Source organism: Sulfurimonas sp. (genome assembly GCF_047622445.1).
Classification (GTDB): Bacteria; Campylobacterota; Campylobacteria; order Campylobacterales; family Sulfurimonadaceae; genus Sulfurimonas.
In genome coordinates this window covers 95,824-112,790 of record NZ_JBLHOE010000001.1, presented here as the reverse complement: position 1 = coordinate 112,790, position 16,967 = coordinate 95,824, and the positions used below count along the sequence as shown (strand labels likewise).

Annotated in this window: 18 protein-coding genes; 1 reads left to right on the top strand and 17 read right to left on the bottom strand. The window is 33.3% G+C overall.

The genetic code is table 11. From position 1 onward, the window contains the following. The first annotated feature begins 7 nt into the window (after positions 1-7). Complete coding sequence (locus ACI9TV_RS00570; protein WP_415248810.1) at positions 8-3,040, top strand: ABC transporter substrate-binding protein; 3,033 nt, start codon at positions 8-10, stop codon at positions 3,038-3,040. 88 nt (positions 3,041-3,128) lie between these two features. Here ACI9TV_RS00570 and ACI9TV_RS00565 read toward each other — a convergent pair whose 3' ends face one another. The 17 genes from ACI9TV_RS00565 to mqnP all read right to left on the bottom strand — a co-directional run bounded on the left by ACI9TV_RS00565 (position 3,129) and on the right by mqnP (position 16,948). Further along, positions 3,129-3,449, bottom strand: a complete 321-nt coding sequence (locus ACI9TV_RS00565) for a hypothetical protein (protein ID WP_415248809.1) — start codon at positions 3,447-3,449, stop codon at positions 3,129-3,131. Then, positions 3,449-5,050 (bottom strand): arginine--tRNA ligase, encoded by a 1,602-nt coding sequence (argS, locus tag ACI9TV_RS00560; RefSeq protein WP_415248808.1) that lies wholly within the window; start codon positions 5,048-5,050, stop codon positions 3,449-3,451. The genes ACI9TV_RS00565 and argS overlap by 1 nt, the downstream gene beginning before the upstream one ends. A gap of 3 nt (positions 5,051-5,053) precedes the next feature. Continuing rightward, the gene (locus tag ACI9TV_RS00555; RefSeq protein WP_415248807.1) at positions 5,054-5,308 is read right to left on the bottom strand and encodes a twin-arginine translocase TatA/TatE family subunit; all 255 of its coding nucleotides are present in this window, start codon (positions 5,306-5,308) and stop codon (positions 5,054-5,056) included. Between the two features lie 53 nt (positions 5,309-5,361). Continuing rightward, complete coding sequence (gmk, locus tag ACI9TV_RS00550) at positions 5,362-5,985, bottom strand: guanylate kinase (protein ID WP_415248806.1); 624 nt, start codon at positions 5,983-5,985, stop codon at positions 5,362-5,364. Beyond that, the gene (locus ACI9TV_RS00545) at positions 5,985-7,697 is read right to left on the bottom strand and encodes a DNA topoisomerase IV (protein ID WP_415248805.1); all 1,713 of its coding nucleotides are present in this window, start codon (positions 7,695-7,697) and stop codon (positions 5,985-5,987) included. The genes gmk and ACI9TV_RS00545 overlap by 1 nt, the downstream gene beginning before the upstream one ends. A gap of 81 nt (positions 7,698-7,778) precedes the next feature. Beyond that, the gene (fliR, locus tag ACI9TV_RS00540) at positions 7,779-8,543 is read right to left on the bottom strand and encodes a flagellar biosynthetic protein FliR (protein ID WP_415248804.1); all 765 of its coding nucleotides are present in this window, start codon (positions 8,541-8,543) and stop codon (positions 7,779-7,781) included. Between the two features lie 4 nt (positions 8,544-8,547). Further along, positions 8,548-9,189, bottom strand: a complete 642-nt coding sequence (locus ACI9TV_RS00535; protein WP_415248803.1) for an ABC transporter ATP-binding protein — start codon at positions 9,187-9,189, stop codon at positions 8,548-8,550. A 100-nt stretch (positions 9,190-9,289) separates the two neighbouring features. Then, the gene (gene tsf / locus ACI9TV_RS00530; RefSeq protein ID WP_415248802.1) at positions 9,290-10,342 is read right to left on the bottom strand and encodes a translation elongation factor Ts; all 1,053 of its coding nucleotides are present in this window, start codon (positions 10,340-10,342) and stop codon (positions 9,290-9,292) included. After that, positions 10,342-11,109, bottom strand: coding sequence for a 30S ribosomal protein S2 (gene rpsB, locus ACI9TV_RS00525; protein ID WP_415248801.1), 768 nt, complete (start codon positions 11,107-11,109; stop codon positions 10,342-10,344). Before rpsB ends, tsf begins: the two co-directional genes overlap by 1 nt. Before the next feature lie 175 nt (positions 11,110-11,284). Next, entirely contained in the window at positions 11,285-11,752 is a 468-nt protein-coding gene (locus ACI9TV_RS00520) for a peroxiredoxin (protein ID WP_415248800.1), read from the bottom strand. 17 nt (positions 11,753-11,769) lie between these two features. Beyond that, positions 11,770-12,228, bottom strand: a complete 459-nt coding sequence (locus tag ACI9TV_RS00515) for a DUF420 domain-containing protein (protein WP_415248799.1) — start codon at positions 12,226-12,228, stop codon at positions 11,770-11,772. Positions 12,229-12,236: 8 nt separating this feature from the next. After that, positions 12,237-12,839 carry a DedA family protein gene (locus ACI9TV_RS00510; protein ID WP_415248798.1) on the bottom strand — a complete coding sequence of 201 codons (603 nt, stop codon included), beginning with the start codon at positions 12,837-12,839 and terminating at the stop codon, positions 12,237-12,239. Continuing rightward, positions 12,832-13,857 (bottom strand): UDP-N-acetylglucosamine--N-acetylmuramyl-(pentapeptide) pyrophosphoryl-undecaprenol N-acetylglucosamine transferase, encoded by a 1,026-nt coding sequence (locus ACI9TV_RS00505; RefSeq protein ID WP_415248797.1) that lies wholly within the window; start codon positions 13,855-13,857, stop codon positions 12,832-12,834. The genes ACI9TV_RS00510 and ACI9TV_RS00505 overlap by 8 nt, the downstream gene beginning before the upstream one ends. Continuing rightward, complete coding sequence (locus tag ACI9TV_RS00500; protein ID WP_415248796.1) at positions 13,858-15,036, bottom strand: FtsW/RodA/SpoVE family cell cycle protein; 1,179 nt, start codon at positions 15,034-15,036, stop codon at positions 13,858-13,860. Continuing rightward, positions 15,037-15,573, bottom strand: coding sequence for a DUF6115 domain-containing protein (locus ACI9TV_RS00495; protein ID WP_415248795.1), 537 nt, complete (start codon positions 15,571-15,573; stop codon positions 15,037-15,039). It lies immediately after the preceding gene. Next, positions 15,573-16,091, bottom strand: coding sequence for a hypothetical protein (locus tag ACI9TV_RS00490; protein WP_415248794.1), 519 nt, complete (start codon positions 16,089-16,091; stop codon positions 15,573-15,575). Before ACI9TV_RS00490 ends, ACI9TV_RS00495 begins: the two co-directional genes overlap by 1 nt. After that, positions 16,091-16,948, bottom strand: a complete 858-nt coding sequence (gene mqnP, locus ACI9TV_RS00485) for a menaquinone biosynthesis prenyltransferase MqnP (protein ID WP_415248793.1) — start codon at positions 16,946-16,948, stop codon at positions 16,091-16,093. The genes ACI9TV_RS00490 and mqnP overlap by 1 nt, the downstream gene beginning before the upstream one ends. Between the last annotated feature and the right edge of the window lie 19 nt (positions 16,949-16,967).

Sequence of the window (16,967 nt, the reverse complement as noted above, 5' to 3'; positions counted from 1 at the left end):
ACAACTAATGAAACTATACATAATCCTTATATTTTTTATGACATCTTTTTTATCTCATGCAAATGAGAAAGTAACTTTACAATTAAAATGGATGCACCAGTTTCAATTTGCAGGTTATTATGCAGCAAAAGAAAAAGGATTTTATCAAGAAAATGGACTTGATGTACAAATCAAAGAACGAAATTTAAAATATAATAATGTTGAGCAGGTCATAAATGGTGATGCACAATATGGTATATCTGATTCCGTAATCCTATTGTATACTGCGAAAAAACAACCTATAAAAATAGTAGCCCCTATTTTTCAACACTCTCCAAGTGTAATTATTACATTAAAGAGTAGTGGTCTAGATACTCCCTACAAATTAAAAAATAAAAAGCTTGCCTTTTACAAAAAAGACATAGATGGTTTTGATGTCCTTGCTATGCTTAAAAGTATTGACACTCATCCAAAAATTGAGAGAACAAGGGGAACAGAAGAATATACTCTTCTAAAGGATAAAAAAGTTGATGCATATGCATGCTATTTAACTAATGAACCATTTCATTTTAAAGAAATGGGAGTTGATATTAATATAATAGATCCAGCAAATTATGGTTTTGATTTGTATGGTGATATGTTATTTACAAATGTAGATGAAGCAAAAAACCATCCAAAAAGAGTAGAAAGTTTTAAAAAGGCTACTCTTAAAGGTTGGGAATATGCATTGGATCATAAAGAAGAAATTATTCAACTTATTCAAAGAAAATACTCTAGTAATAAATCTATTGAGCATTTACGGTACGAAGCAGACGCAATAGATCAAATGATAAATAGGAACTCTATACCTTTGGGTACTTTCGATAAAGGCAGAATTCAATATACATTAAATTTATACAAGCAATTTGGCTTAATAAAAAATGATATCCCCTTGAATGAATATATTTTTAAATCTTTTAACACTCCATCAAATTTGACTCCAGAAGAAAATCGCTACTTAGCACAAAAATCTACTATTACTATGTGTATAGATCCAGACTGGATGCCATATGAAAAAAATTCTAATGGTAAGCATATTGGTATGACAGCAGATTACTTTAAACTCTTTGAAGAACAGTTAAATATACCTATTAATTTGGTTCCTACAAAGTTATGGACAGAATCTATTGAGTTTTCTAAGCAAAGAAAATGCGATATTGTTTCTCTACTAATGCCAACAAGTAGTAGAGAAAAATATCTGAATTTCACAAAACCATATGTAAAAATACCCCTTGTAGTCGCAACAACAATAGAGAAACAATTTATAAATAATATAGAAGATATAAAAGATAAAAAACTAGGCATTGTGAAGGGATATGCATTTGCTGAAATTTTAAGAGAAAAATATCCTAACATGCAACTTCTAGATGTAGAAAATACAAATGACGGACTTGAGCAAGTTAGGGCTGGAAAACTGTACGGTTATATAGGAGCACTCACAACTATAGGTTACCAGATACAAAAAAAATATGTAAGTCAATTAAAAATTGCTGGTAAGCTAAATGAAAAATGGGAACTTGGAATAGGAATTAGAAATGATGAGCCACAATTGAAAATTATTTTTGATAAAGCTATTGATTATATTTCCATAAAACAACATCAAGAAATTTTAAATAAGAGAGTATCTGTTAATTATGCGCAGGAAGTTGACTACACAATTATTTTTCAATGGTTAGGAGTTTTGTCACTATTTTTTATCACTATTTTATTCATCATACTTAGAACAAATAAAAAGCTCAATATAGAAATAAAAAATCGTAAAAAAGTTGAGAATGAACAAAGAAATCTATTATCTTTATTTGATAAAGGGGATTCAATCCTTTTTAAATGGAGTAATAATACTGTTTGGAGTATTCATTATGTATCAAACAATGTTAGCAAGTTACTTGAATATGAAAAGTCTGAATTTTTAGATAACGAGATTGCTTATTCATCATGTATCCATGAAGATGATATTCAACACGTAAAGGAAGAAGTTGAACAAGCAATCAAATATAATCTTGATTTTTTCAAACATGATCCATACCGTATTATTACAAAATCTGGTAAAGTTAAATGGGTAATAGACTATACAGTAACTCAAAAAGATAACGATGGTTTTATAGAATATTTTATAGGTTATATTACAAACATAACTAATCAAAAAAAACAAGAAGATGAAATAAGAGAAAAACTGCAAAAGTTAATAGACACTCAAAACTCAATAGTAATACTGATAGACGGAAATAAATTAAAGTTTGCAAATAAAACATTCTTAGAATATTTTGGATACAAAAGCTTAGATGACTTTAAAAAACACTACAACTGTATCTGCGAAAGATTCGTAAAGCAAGATAATTTTTTTCATTTAGGAAAAGCTGAAGAAGACACTTGGATTGAAAGTATTTTAAAACTAAGTGGAAGACAAAGAATAGTATCTATGGTAAACCATCATTCTGAGCCTCATGCATTTTCTGTTTCTATTAATGATTATGAAAATGATGAACATATAGTAACTTTCACTGATATAAGCGATACTATGCTTGAAAAGCTTGAACTTAAAAGAGACGCGACTATAGATGAATTGACGCAACTTTACAACAGAATCTATTTTAGTAAAAATATAGAAAATATCTTAAAATTACACAAAAAGCATAATATGAGGACAGGAATAATTTTCTTTGATATAGATCATTTTAAAAAAGTTAATGATACATATGGTCATACTATAGGCGATTATGTTCTCAATAAACTAGCATTACTTGTTACTCAGTCTACAAGAGATACTGATAAAATAATACGATGGGGTGGAGAAGAATTTATAATAATTGTAGAGATTAATGAAGATCAATTTTTACATCAAATAGCTGAACATCTAAGATCAGTAATAGAAAAATATGAATTTAAGGATGTTCATTCGATAACTTGTAGTTTTGGATGTAGCATTCATGATGAAAAAAATGACATATTAGCAACAATTAAAAAAGCTGATGAAAAATTATATATTGCTAAAGATAGTGGCAGAAATAGAGTTGAGTGTTAACCACACGTTAAAGATGCCTTCAAAAGAAGCTGAAGATACTCGATAATTGTTTACCGAGTAATAAATAAATAGAAGGTTCTAATTAACTCTAATCTTCATCTTCTTCGTCCATATCATCCATTTCTATAGTTTTTGGCTTTGCCTTAACCGCTGTCAATTCGCTTATACTTTCAGCAGGGATATCAAGAGCCATAGCTACAAATGTAACTAAAGCATTATCATCTATAATCTCTTGACTCGCTTTTGAAGTATTATAAACAGTTAGAATTGTATTTTTAAAAAGTATATCTTTAGTAGCAATACCTAAATCTGCCGCAATTTCATGTAAGTCAGGACGAGTTAACTGTATTCCATCAATTTTCATAGAGAAACCTGTTCTGGGGTCTGGTATTGTAATTGTTTTACCCATTAAGCTTCCTCTTCTCTAGTCATTTTTTCTACCGCTTCTATACCTAAAATACTAAGTCCAGTTTTTAGTGAAAGGGCAACAACCATAAATAATTTTAATAGTTTTGCCTCATCTTCACTTCCAATAACTCTACACTCATAATAAAACTTATGTAAAGATGCTGCAAGTGATTTTATATAATCAGTAAGTTTTTGCACTTGACGTGAATTAAATGCATCTTCTATCACTTCTGGAAGTAGTAATGCATCAAAAAGTAAACTATCTGCATTCTCCCCTAATCCTTGCAAAGATGCTGCTAAAATCTCTTCTTTAGCTATCGTAGACTTCGAAAAAATAGTATTTATTCTTGCATGAGCATATTGGATATAAAAAATAGGATTTGAGCTATCTTGTTTTTTAAACTCTGCTAAATCAAATTCGAGTGCAGTATCAGATTTCTTAGAAGCAAAAATAAAACGAAGTGCGTCTGCACCAATTTCTTCTACTATATCACTCATAAGAATTACATTACCCGCACGTTTACTCATTTTATATGGTTCACCATCTTTAAGAAGTGAAACCATTTGAGCAAGAAGTGTTTCTAGTTTATTTGAGTCATATCCAAGGTATTCAACTGCTGCATTTACTCTCGGGATATAACCATGATGATCAGCTCCCCAAATGTTAATGTAATGATCATATCCACGTTCAAACTTTTGGTTATGGTAAACAATGTCTCCAGCTAAGTATGTAGGTCTTCCGTCTTCGCGAACAACAACTCTATCGTTATCATCCCCTTTAGCTTCGGAAGCAATCCACATTTTGCCTTCTTTTTCGTAACATCCCTCGCCCATCTTCACCATTACTCTATCCCAGTCAGAATAAAGTGATGATTCTTTTACAAAAGTATCAAAGTGAATATTTAATGCGCTCAAAGAATCAACAACGATTTCCATTACCCCATCTTTTGCCCACATTGCTAGTTCTTTATAACGAGCTGTGTCAGAAAATATTTCTTTACCAAACTTTTCTATCGCACCATTAGCAAGACCTTCTAAATATTCACCACGATAGTAAGACTCTGGGTATTCAACTGCTTCACCAAGAATATTTTCACGTGCATATAAAGCAATAGAAAGACCAAGTAAATCAATCTGATTACCAGCATCATTTACATAATACTCTGCTGTAATGTCATAACCAAGATGTTTTGCAAGTCTAAAAAGGGTATCTCCGTACACAGCTCCGCGAGCATGTCCAATATGAAGAGGTCCTGTTGGATTTGCACTAACAAATTCTAAAAGAACTTTTTGTTTCTTATCTTGTTTTCCAAATTCTGATGGATGAGAGAGTGCCCAATTAGCATACTCACTTAAAAAGTTTTCACTCAGACGAAAATTTAAATACCCTTTTACTGATTCAACACTTGAAAAAATATCTGATTCTTGAGAAAATGAAGAAGCTAATTCTTCTGCAATTATCATTGGGGATTTTCGTAGTTCTTTTGCTAAAGAAAAAGCAACTGGAGTGGCGAAATGACCAAAAGAACGATCTTTTGGTTTTTCTAAAACAACTTCGTAACCGAATTTTTCACGCAGAAGCGTCGATACTCGTTGCTTCAAGACTTATGCTTGAGTTGTTGTAGTTTTTGGAGCTTCAGTTTTTGGAGCTTCAGTTGATGCTACTTGTTCAGTAGTTTCAACTTTCTTAGGTTCATCAGCTGCAACTTCTGTAACTTCATCAGTTTCTTTCATTTCAGATTTAAAGTTTTTGATTCCCTTACCAATCCCTTTAGCTAAATCTGGTATTTTTTTCGCACCAAACATTAGTACGATGATTCCGAAAATTATTAGTAGTTCTGTTCCACTAGGCATGCCCATAGTATATTTCCTTGTAAAAAATTAATCCAAGATTATAACTAATTAAGATTAAATTAGTCTATATCTTCCCATTTTTGCGTAAATTCATTAATCTCATTTCCTGGGACTTTTAACCTTGCAGCTTTTGCAATTGTCCTAAGTATTTGAGCTGCTTCTTCAAGATTATCATTGATAATCAAGTAATCATACTCGCTTATACGTTGTATCTCTCTCTTGGCCATTTTTAAACGGCCATCTATTACTTCTTGAGAATCAGTTTTTCGACCTTCGAGTCTTTCTTTGAGTTGAGAGAGTGTTGGTGGTGAAATAAATACTGATGTTGTAATATCTCCAAGTCTATTAGTCACAACCGCATTCCCTTGTACATCAATATCAAATATGACCAGCTTAGAATCCTTCAAAGCTTTTCTAACAGGTCTAATTGAAGTGCCGTAATAATTGCCGTGTACATTTGCATACTCTAAAAACATATCATCTTCTATATCTTTTTGAAATGATTCTTTACTTACATAATGATAATCTATTCCATCTACTTCACCATCTCGTATATCACGAGTTGTTGTCGATATAGAAAAATAACACTCGCCAATATCATCAATTACTTTTTTTAAAAGTGTACTTTTCCCAGCTCCACTTGGACCAGAAAGTACAAGTATCGCTCCAGTATTATAATTCACTATTTATTATCTCCAAGTTCTATGTTAATACTGATTTTCATACCTTTCATTGAAGCAGCTACATCTTCGTTTGTTAATGCAGCAAGTAGTTTTTTCAATGACTCTATACCTTGGTTATTTGGTTCTATTTCTAGCCCTGGGCTACTCTCTAAGCTGAATTCTTCGACTTCATCAAGCTCTGAATCTTCACTAGGTTCAGTTAAATTCTCAGGAGCTGTTACTTCTTCCCCTATAGCCATCTGCAGATCTCTTGCATTTAGTGAATCAATACTATCTATTTCATTTTTCACAATATCTAAAAGAGTCTCCTCATCAAGTTCACTATCTAGATCTTCTTGACTTAATTCACTCACTGCATTCTCTATTTCTGACTCTATATTGAGTTCTTCAGTAAAATCTAATGCACCTTCTAAATGAAATTCTTCTTCTAGGTCTGTATCACTTTCTACGCTAAGCTCTTCGAGTTCATCAATTTCTATACTTTCAGCTGGAGTATGTTCAGTTATTTCAAGAAGATCCTCGGTATTTAGATCAAGCTCTTCTTCTAGATCTGTGTCACTCTCTAAGCTGAACTCTTCGAGTTCATTTACTGCTGAAACTTCGCTAGATTCACTAGAGCTGTCTTGAGTTGTTTCTTCAAGGTCATCAATATCTGTACTTTGAGTAGACTCAGCTGGAGTGTCTTCAGTTACTTCAAGAAGATCCTCAGTATTAAAATCAAGTTCTTCCTCTAGATCTGTGTCACTCTCTAAGCTGAACTCTTCGAGTTCATTTACTTCTGAAACTTCGCTAGATTCAGTAGAACTGTCTTCATTTACTTCAAGAAGATCCTCGGTATTTAGATCAAGCTCTTCTTCTAAGTCTGTATCACTCTCTAAGCTGAACTCTTCGAGTTCATTTACTTCTGAAACTTCATTGGATTCATTCAAGCTTTCTAAATTTACTTCTGGAACTTCGCCAGATTCACTAGAGCTGTCTTCATTTACGTCCTCAAGAAGGTCTTGAACTTCTTGTAATTCCTCTTTATCAAGAATACTTTCAATCTCTTCATCTAAGTCAGTATCATTTTCTAAGCTGATCTCTTCGAGATCATCAACTTCTGAGACTTCGCTAGATTCACTTGACATATTTTCACTTAGTTCTAAATCACTAAATTCTTCTAACTCGGATACCCCTAGGTCATCATCATTTAATTCTAAATCAATATCACTATCCAAATCAAATTCATCAAGTTCTAAATCCTCAATAGATTCACTCAAGCTTTCTATGTTGAGTTCCTCTAGGTCCATAGTATCATCCAAGTTAAACTCATCAATTTCTAAGCTACTATTAGATTCCACTGTATCCTCTTGAGCCACTTCTTCAAAATTATCTTGAGATAAATCAATCTCAGCTACTTCTCTACCTAAAATTGAAAACAATTCTACTAAGTCAGTTGGTAAAAATGGTTTTTTGATGGTTTTTGTAAAAGTATCATCCTCTTGGGCATTACGAGAACAGATATAAAGTGATTTCGAAAATGTGATTTTTTCTTTAATCTCAGATACTAAGTCAGGGGTATATACTGTATCATCTAGCACCAGTAAATCATAAAATTTTTCGCTAATGTCATCAATGCTACCTACAACTTCTAACTCATCTGAAGTCTTTTGCGCACTTAATGTAACGAGTTTATTAACAACTGGATTATCATTTACAAGGAGTATTTTCAAGGCTATTTCCTTAATTTTATTTCGCCTATATAGACGACTAAAGATTAAATCTATTTTATCTTTATATTGTATCAGAAAAAATTAAAAAAACATCTCCAAGACGTTAAATGCTTCTAACATTTCGGTTTTCACTATGAGCATCGTGGCAGTAAAAGTAGCAATCAAAACTCCAAATGCAACCATAATTTTAATTGGGAACCCTATAACTAAAAGGTTAAATTGTGGCATCGTCTTCATTAGCATTCCAAAAATTATATCGGCAAGCCAAGACAAAGCAATAATTGGAAAAGCAATCATAAAACCAACCATAAACATTCTTGAAGTAGCATGAATAATATAATTAAACAAATCTTCTGTCATTAAAAATCCACCTAAAGGTATAGATACTATAGATGCATCCACAAACATCAAAACCCAATGATGTAAATCAAGTGCAAGTAAAACCATAAGCCCCATTAATGACAAAAACTGAGATATTATCGGCATTGAAACACCTGTTTGAGGATCAATTGCACTGGCCATTGAAAAACCCATCATGAATGAGATTTGGCCACCTGCGAAAGTAATAACATTATATGCAAGAAGTAGTATTATCCCAACAACAAGCCCAAGCAGAAATTCACTTAATATCGCGACAAGGACGCTAACAAGGTTTATTTGTAAGGCTAATTCAGGCATAGATGGGTAAAAAACGATAGTGAAGAAAAAAGCCAAAGCAGCTTTTATAGTCATCGGAATATTTCGGTGGGAGAAGATAGGAACAGCTAAGAATAGAGCAGCAAATCGAAAAAAAAGGAGTAAAAAACTCACTATATTCTCTTCTTTAAGAACTTCTACCCATTCCATAGCATTAAATCTTATTCAAAGCTTTATTTTCAAGCTTATACACATGAGTACACATATGTGCTAGATTCTCATCATGTGTAACTAAAATCATTCCAGCATCTTCTTTTTGACAATACTCAAAGAAAAGTTTCATCACTTCGTTAGCTGTTTTTTTATCAAGATTTCCTGTTGGTTCATCTGCAAATATTATTCGTGGTTTTTTTGTTAAAACTCTAGCAATAGATACACGTTGTTGTTGCCCACCTGAGAGTTCTGTAACTTTTTGCTGAATGCACTCTTGGATATCTAAACGATTTAAAAGTTCATCATCAATACTCTGATCACTTAAAATTGCCGCTACTTCTAAGTTTTCATATGCAGAAAATCCTTTAAAAAGATAATGCGATTGAAAAACAAGGCCTAAAGAGTCTCTTTTAATTTCAGATAATTTCTTCTTATTCATAGTGTAGATGTCTTCACTAAATATTGCCACTTCACCGTTTTCAGGTTCTAAAAGAGAAGACAATATATGCAATAATGTGGACTTACCACTACCACTCATACCGATAATAGCTATTGATTCTCTTGATTCTAAATCTAAGTTTATGTTTGAGAATAGTTCGTATTCAAAAGTGTGGGAAAGGTTTTTAGCGGATAATAAATTCATAACTAGATTATAGCAAATGTAGGTAAAAATTTAGCAAAAAAAAAGGCCAAGACCGAAGTCCTAGCCTTTAGTTGAAAAAGAAAGAAATTAATCCTAAGGATTAACCCATTTGAGCAGCAACTTCTGCAGCAAAATTATCTTCAGCTTTCTCAATCCCTTCCCCAACTTCAAGGCGAACAAATTCTGTAATTTCAGCAGTACCGCCAAGAGCTTTAGCAGCTTTATCAATAGCTTGTGCTACTGTTAACTTCTCGTCTAAAACATAGTTTTGCTCAAGTAAAGCTTGTTCTTTATCTAAAGTCGAGTTATCAGAAATAAAACGAGCTAAAGATCCAGGAACAATTTTATCCCAGATTTTTTCTGGTTTACCTTGTTCTTTAAGAGTAGCTTTGATATCAGCTTCAGCTTGTGCTAAAACATCTTCAGTTAATTGACTCATAGAAATATACTGAGGTACATTTTTAAGAGGTTTTTTAAGACGAGCTAATTCTTCGTTATCTTTTTTGATAACTTCGATTCTTCCTATAGTTTCAGATGTAACATATGCAGCATCAAAATCTTTGTAAGAAAGTGTAGTTGGTTTCATAGCAGATGCATGCATAGCAACTTGTTTAAGAGTAGCTCTCATACCTTCAGCAGTTTTCTCAGAGTCACATTTTGCAGTAATAATTACAGCTATACGACTATTTGAGTGAATATAACCATTTAATGCCGTAGTTGCATCAGCAGCTAAAGTATTAAAACGTCTTACTTCAATCTTTTCACCGATTTTAATAACTTGCGCCGTAAAATCAGCACCAAAATCACTCGCCATAAATGCAGCAACATCAGCAGGTTGATTAGTAAAAACTTCTTTTGCAGAATTTTTTACTAGATTTTGGAAACCTTCATTTTGAGCAACAAAGTCTGTTTCAGAGTTAATCTCAATAACAGAAGCTTTTGAAAAATCATCAGCGATCATAATTCCAGCAAGACCTTCAGCAGCAACTCTATCTGCCTTTTTAGCAGCTTTAGCGATACCACGTGCTTTTAAAAGTTCAGTCGCTTTAACCATGTCTCCATCAGCTTCAACTAAAACTTTTTTACAGTCCATCATAGGAGCGTCAGTTGCAGAGCGAAGCTCTTTTACCATTGCTGCTGTAACTGCTGCCATTATGCTTCCTCTGTTGCTGCTGGTGCTTCAGTTGCCTCAGCTTCTACTGCTACTTCTTCAGTTTGCTCTTCTTCTTCAGCAGGTGCATCTCTAAGAGCTTTACCTTCATTAATTGCTGCAGTCATTTCACGACAGAAAAGTTGAATAGAACGGATTGCATCATCATTACCAGGAATTGGGTAAGTGATTAAATCTGGATCACAGTTTGTATCTAGTGGTGCAACAACTGGAATACCAAGACATCTTGCTTCTAAAACAGCAATGTGCTCTTTTACTGCATCAACAACAAAAAGCATATCTGGAAGTTTTTTCATTTCACGAATACCACCGAAATATGCTTCAAGTTTAACTTTTTTACGAGTAAGCATTAAAGCTTCTTTTTTCGTTAAAAGATCAATTTGACCATTTTCTTGCATCTCAGTAATAACATCAAGTTTACGAATTGATTTTTGAATAGTTGGGAAGTTAGTAAGCATACCACCTAACCATCTATTATCAACATATGGCATATTACAAGCGATAGCAGCATCTCTTACGGAGTTACGAGCTTGTTTTTTTGTACCAACAAAAAGAACAGTTTGTCCTTCAGCAGCAGCATCCATAACGATTGTATATGTGTTACGGAAATAACGTAAAGTTTTTTGTAAGTCAATAATATAAATATTCTTACGAACACCAAAAATATATTTTTTCATTTTCGGGTTCCAACGACGAGTTTGGTGTCCGAAGTGTACACCACATTCTAAAAGGTCTTTCATAGTTACCATAGGTAATCCTTAAGTGGCTTTTAACAAGCCAAGAGTTTTGTTAGTTAGTCTTTGAGAATGTCGGACGATTCTATCCTAATGAGGAAGTCGCACTAACTTTTGACATAATCTGTTAATATTTTAATATGCAAATACATAATAAAAATCGCGAAATTATATCCAAGTTTAGTTTAACTTATGCTTGAAGTGATTCTAACTCAGCTTGTACTTTTGCTACATGCTCTTTTACCCGTACCTTTTCAAAAACTGCTTTTACAATTCCTTCTGGATTAATAATAAGAGTAGTTCTTACTATTCCCATATATTCTTTTCCAAAGTTCATCTTCTTTTGCCAAACACCATATTCCTGCATCATATCCGTAGATTCATCACTTAAAAGTGTAATTCCAATATTTTGTTTTTCTATAAAATTTCTATGTTTTTTAGTTGTGTCTGCACTTACCCCTAAAATAATCGCATCCAAATCTGAGAAGTCTGGTGCTGCTAGGGTAAACTCACATGCTTCAGTTGTACAACCAGGAGTGTTATCTCTCGGGTAAAAATATAAAACTATCCATTTTCCCTTTAAGTCTCTCAAGCATATTTCTACATCATCTTGATTTGCTAAGCAAAATGCTGGTGCTTTATCATCTATTTTTATCAATCTATTTCCTTAAATTTTTAGTATACAAAGAGTAAGAAATATACCCATCCACCAGTTAACATAGTCATAGTAACACCTATGAAAGTCAACCATCCTGCACGCTTGTGTTTATTAAGCTGTAATTGTTTTTTTGCCATTAAAAGTGTTGTTGTCCAGATTATTAAAGTCATTACAGACACCATAATATGAAATATCAAAACTATGAAAGCGTAGTCATGTCCTACACCACTCCCTTCCATAAAACTTTTAAAGCCCCCAACAAAGCGAACACCAATTTCAAAAAATGTTAAAACTAAAACAGATACTACATATAACACAGCTTGTAAAAGTGCATGAAGTTTATAATTTTTCATTCTTGCTAAAAAGATAATCCCTAACATTAAAAAGGGTAAAGCTGCGACTATTAAACTTACTATATCCATAAATAAAGGAGCTCTCGTTCCAAAAAATCCTGGTAAATTCATTAACTCTAACATTCTAACCCTTATGCTTTTTTATTTCTTTGAGTGAAAGTATACCCAACACCCAGTAAAACTAATGATACCAAAACGACTATAGTTATCTGCTTTAAGTATGTATCAATTAACTCTTGATTTTCACCTATAAAGTAACCTAAACTTACAAGTATTAAAGCCCATATTCCAGCTCCTAAAGCTGTGTAGGTTGAAAATACTGCTAAATTCATACGGGATAATCCAGCTGGAATAGATATAAGCTGACGAATACCAGGAATCAGTCTTCCTATAAAAGTAGAAATTGCTCCATGCTTTAGGAAAAAGTTATCCATTTTATCCATTGATTCGTGACTAATAAAAAAGTACTTTCCATATTGCATTAATATTTTACGACCTAAAAGTAATGCAAGATAGTAGTTTATAAAAGCTCCTACCATAGAACCACCTAAACCACTTGCCAGAATAATCCCAAAATTCATATCGCCTTTTGATGCTAAATATCCAGCAGGAATTAGTACGATTTCACTAGGAAAAGGAATGAAAGAACTTTCAATCGCCATGAGTAAAAAAATTCCCATATAACCCCAGTCAAATATTAAGTCTACTATTGATTGTGCTATTTCTCTAATCATTTGTACTACCTACAACAATATCATCTATCATCTGTGAAGCCACATCTATACTCGCGTATTCCATGAGTGCTTTACTTTTACTCTCTAAGTTCACTTCAAGAATTTCTAAAAATCTAGCGTGTAATTTTTTACCTTCTCTCTCGCACCAACCAAGTTCATTATTTACTATAAACTTTGCATTATGATACTGATGATCACCTGCAGCGTATGGATACGGTACATAAAAAGCTGGACAGCCATTAGTTGTAAGTTCCCACAGAGTACTAGCACCCGCACGACTAACAGCTAAATCTGCTTGAGGTATCAGAGAATCTAATTCTTTTGTAAAACCATAAAGTTCGACTTCTACTCCTAGGTTTTCATACTCTTTTTTTACTCTATCATAATCACTTACACCAGCTTGGTGAAGTATCTTGATATTTCTAGATCTAAGTTCTTCACACACACTAAGAGCTAAATTATTAATTGCTTTAGCTCCATGAGAACCACCTAAAAATATTATAGTTTTTAGCTCAGTTCTTACTCTAGCAGTTTTGGAAAAAGTTTCTTCAACTGGATAACCTTTAATCGGTGAAGTAGCATCATACGCAGATATAAATCTCGTCGCATAAGGCTTAAGTAATCCGTTTAATCGACCTTCAACTGCATTTTGTTCATGAATAAATAATGGAATTTTTTTACTTAAACTTGCAAAAGATGCGGGAGCTGCAGAGAATCCACCCACACTGTATGTAGCTTCAATTTTATGTTTTTTCAAAATACTTCGAGAATTTAAAAATGCTTTAAATATTTTATACAGAGCTTTTAGTTTTCCTAAACCTTTTTGGTTAACAACACCTGTTGTTGGTAAAAAGTACACGTCACTAAACAAACTCCCTTGGGAGAAGTATTTTTGATCCTGACCATGAGTAGAACCTATAAAAATAACTTCGTGACCTTTCTTAACTGCTGAAGTTACAAGAGCTCTAGCTATCATCAAGTGTCCACCAGTGCCACCACCTGTTATACATAGTTTCATTTAATACTTCCCTCTTTTATCCATATCTGCTTTTTTTGAAGCCATTAAGACCATTCCTACACCTATAGAAGCAGCAAGAATTGCAGAACCACCATAACTCAGAAATGGTACAGAAATTCCTTTAATTGGGGTAATGCCACTAATCCCATAAGCATTTACTAAAAATGCGAAAGAAAGAAGTACTCCGATACCAATACTAAAGAGATAAATAGAGTCATCATCTGTACGGTTCGCTACTTTAAAAATTCTCTGTAGCATCCACATAAAAATAAACACGACAAAGAAAACACCAAAAAAACCAAACTCTTCTGCTACTCCAGCTAAGATAAAATCTGTATGTACTTCAGATAGAAATCCAAGTTTGAACGTTCCGTTTGCTATACCTGTTCCAAAAAAACCGCCATTATGGATTGCATTAAGGGAATGTCCTATCTGATAGGGTTCTACCTCCGTTGGTACACGAAGCTGCTCAGCAATAGATGCTGGAAACAGTTCGAGTACCGAGTTTTGGGCTAAAGCCCACCAAGACTTTATACGTAAGACTCTATGCTCAGCTGTTAAAATAAAAAAGATAAAAAATGTTAATACAGCAGAGAGAATACTAAAGAAAAATCTAAAACTACTTCCTGCAAACATAAGCATGAAAAGAAGGGTAAGACCAAGAACAACAACTTGACCTAAGTCACTTTGCACAAAAGCGATTACAAACATAGCTACTACAAAAACGAGAGCATAAGGGAAGAATCTTTTAAACTCATTGACAAGTCCCATATTTGCATGATGACCAAGTTTTCTAGAAAAACTCCATGCAAGGAAATACACAAAACCAATTTTAAAAAACTCTACTGGAGCTAAAGAAAATCCTGCTACTTTTATCCAACGCTTTGCTCCACCTACTGCGGGAACAATTGATTCTGGTAAAAATGGCATAGCAATCATAAGTGAGGCTGAACCAAGAAAAAGAAGAAATCCAATAGGTGTTAAATATTTATCTGGATCTAACTGTGCCAAAATCCAAATAACAGTTATACTCATAAGACCAAAAACACTTTGCCTCATTACAAAATGAAACTCGCTTACACCGAATAAAAGAGTAGTATATGTCGACAATGAATACGACAAAATAATACTCATCCCAATAAGGGTCGAGACAAGTGCAAAAAGTTTTCTATCTGCCATCTATTGTAACTTATTGATTTTTAAAACAAATTCAACTTCTGGTTGAGAGATATTTAACTCTTTTGAAATGGTTTCTAAACTAATCCCCTGTTTATACAATGAAAGAATTTTCTCATCATCATTTCCATTTACTGAATTAGGAATTGAAAACTGCTTTACTCCATTCTCAAGGGAAGATACACGTGATTCTATTTGAGAATCAATCGCTATAATATTTTCTTGAAGTTGCTTAAAACCAAGAGAAAGTGGTTGTACCATATCATACACACTTCGCTCTATCTCTTCATAAATCTCTTTATCGCTCATCCCTCGAGTATTTTGCTGGATTGACTTTTGTGTTTCGGTCATATTTTTTTTGAGATAATATATCTCACGATTGAGTTCTTCTGCCACTGAAGCAACCGAGTGAATGTTTTTGTTGTAGAGAGCATCTTTTGTGTAGACATAGTAAAGTAAGTATAAAATTATGCCTGCCATGCCAACTAAGATATATTCTACATTAAAATAATCTTGTATAGTACTTACGTCAAAATTCATTACTTCTTCTCTCTTGCTTCTCTAATTAAAACTCGCTCACGTGCTGTCATATATGCACCCCATTCTTTTTCATCTCTATCATGGATACGAGTGATTTTTGCTAAAGTCTCACTCTCAGCCTTAAAAAATACTCCAACATCACGTTTTGGGTGAACTGGCATTTCAATGCGACCATAGTATTGCACTCCAACTTCTAAAAGAGAGTCTGAAAGATTGAAATGCTCAAAACCTATTGAATCAATATGAGCTTCTACTGTAAGCGAAATTCTTACAGGTTCTTCATCTCTTAGAAACTGTTCTAGTGCATCAATTTTATTATGAAGTTCTACTATTAGATTTAAAAGTACTGGATCAGAATCAGAAGTTTCACCTCGTGCTTTAGCAAGTTTTAACCATTGGTTTATAGCATTATCTTCTGATTCACTTAGTTGATGGTATTCCCTCTCAAACACTTCTGCATTAAGATCGGCTTGAGAAAAAACTAAACTAATGGGAGCATTTACTAAACGAGCTTCCATTATACTGTCCTATCCAAAATGATGAGAATGAGAAAAGCAATACCTAAATAGCCGTTTATGGTAAAGAATGCCCTATCAATTTGTGTAAAATCTTTTCTAACAAGATAATGTTCATATGATAACATCACAGCACTAGCAACAACTCCAATAAATGCAAAAATTCCAAGTCCAGCGACCCAAACAAAAAGAGCCCAAAAAAGTACAGTTAGTATATGAAAAAATGATGAAATTAAAAGTGTAGCACTCGATCCGTACTTTGATGGAATAGAATGTAAATTATTTTCTTTGTCAAAGTCCATATCTTGGAGTGAGTACAATAAATCAAAGCCTGCTACCCAAAAAATAACTCCAAGACTGAGTATCACAGACCAATCTGTAATAGTACCAGTCACTGCTACAACTCCAGCTATTGGCGCGAGCCCAAGAGAAATACCAAGCACAATATGAGCTAAAGAAGAAAACCTTTTAAAGTAAGAATACCCACCCAACACTATCAAGATAGGTACACTTAAAATTAATGCTAAAGAGTTAATCATATATGCAACTGCTATAAAAACAAAAGCATTTACAAGAGCAAAAATTAAAATAGAAGAACTTCCTATTCGCCCATCAACGTTTGGTCTATTTTCAGTTCTAGGGTTAATCGCATCGATATCTCTGTCTACATATCGGTTTAAACCCATTGCAAAATTTCTCGCACTTATTGCAGCTAACACGCCCACAAAAAGTAGCCACCAACCAAACCAGCCATCGGCTGCAACAACCATACCTATAAAAATAAAAGGAAGCGAAAAAATCGAGTGTTCAAACATTACTAGTTCGTTAAAATCTTTTGCTTTTTGTATGATTCTTTCCAAGTTTTTACCTTTACAAATA

Excerpts from the sequence above, each read along its gene's own strand:
- ACI9TV_RS00570 (WP_415248810.1), top strand. The coding sequence starts at position 8 with ATGAAACTATACATAATCCTTATATTTTTTATGACATCTTTTTTATCT.
- ACI9TV_RS00565 (WP_415248809.1), bottom strand. The coding sequence starts at position 3,449 with ATGGGTAAAACAATTACAATACCAGACCCCAGAACAGGTTTCTCTATG.
- ACI9TV_RS00555 (WP_415248807.1), bottom strand. The coding sequence starts at position 5,308 with ATGGGCATGCCTAGTGGAACAGAACTACTAATAATTTTCGGAATCATC.
- fliR (WP_415248804.1), bottom strand. The coding sequence starts at position 8,543 with ATGGAATGGGTAGAAGTTCTTAAAGAAGAGAATATAGTGAGTTTTTTA.
- ACI9TV_RS00535 (WP_415248803.1), bottom strand. The coding sequence starts at position 9,189 with ATGAATTTATTATCCGCTAAAAACCTTTCCCACACTTTTGAATACGAA.
- tsf (WP_415248802.1), bottom strand. The coding sequence starts at position 10,342 with ATGGCAGCAGTTACAGCAGCAATGGTAAAAGAGCTTCGCTCTGCAACT.
- rpsB (WP_415248801.1), bottom strand. The coding sequence starts at position 11,109 with ATGGTAACTATGAAAGACCTTTTAGAATGTGGTGTACACTTCGGACAC.
- ACI9TV_RS00515 (WP_415248799.1), bottom strand. The coding sequence starts at position 12,228 with ATGTTAGAGTTAATGAATTTACCAGGATTTTTTGGAACGAGAGCTCCT.
- ACI9TV_RS00510 (WP_415248798.1), bottom strand. The coding sequence starts at position 12,839 with ATGATTAGAGAAATAGCACAATCAATAGTAGACTTAATATTTGACTGG.
- ACI9TV_RS00505 (WP_415248797.1), bottom strand. The coding sequence starts at position 13,857 with ATGAAACTATGTATAACAGGTGGTGGCACTGGTGGACACTTGATGATA.
- ACI9TV_RS00500 (WP_415248796.1), bottom strand. The coding sequence starts at position 15,036 with ATGGCAGATAGAAAACTTTTTGCACTTGTCTCGACCCTTATTGGGATG.
- ACI9TV_RS00495 (WP_415248795.1), bottom strand. The coding sequence starts at position 15,573 with ATGAATTTTGACGTAAGTACTATACAAGATTATTTTAATGTAGAATAT.
- ACI9TV_RS00490 (WP_415248794.1), bottom strand. The coding sequence starts at position 16,091 with ATGGAAGCTCGTTTAGTAAATGCTCCCATTAGTTTAGTTTTTTCTCAA.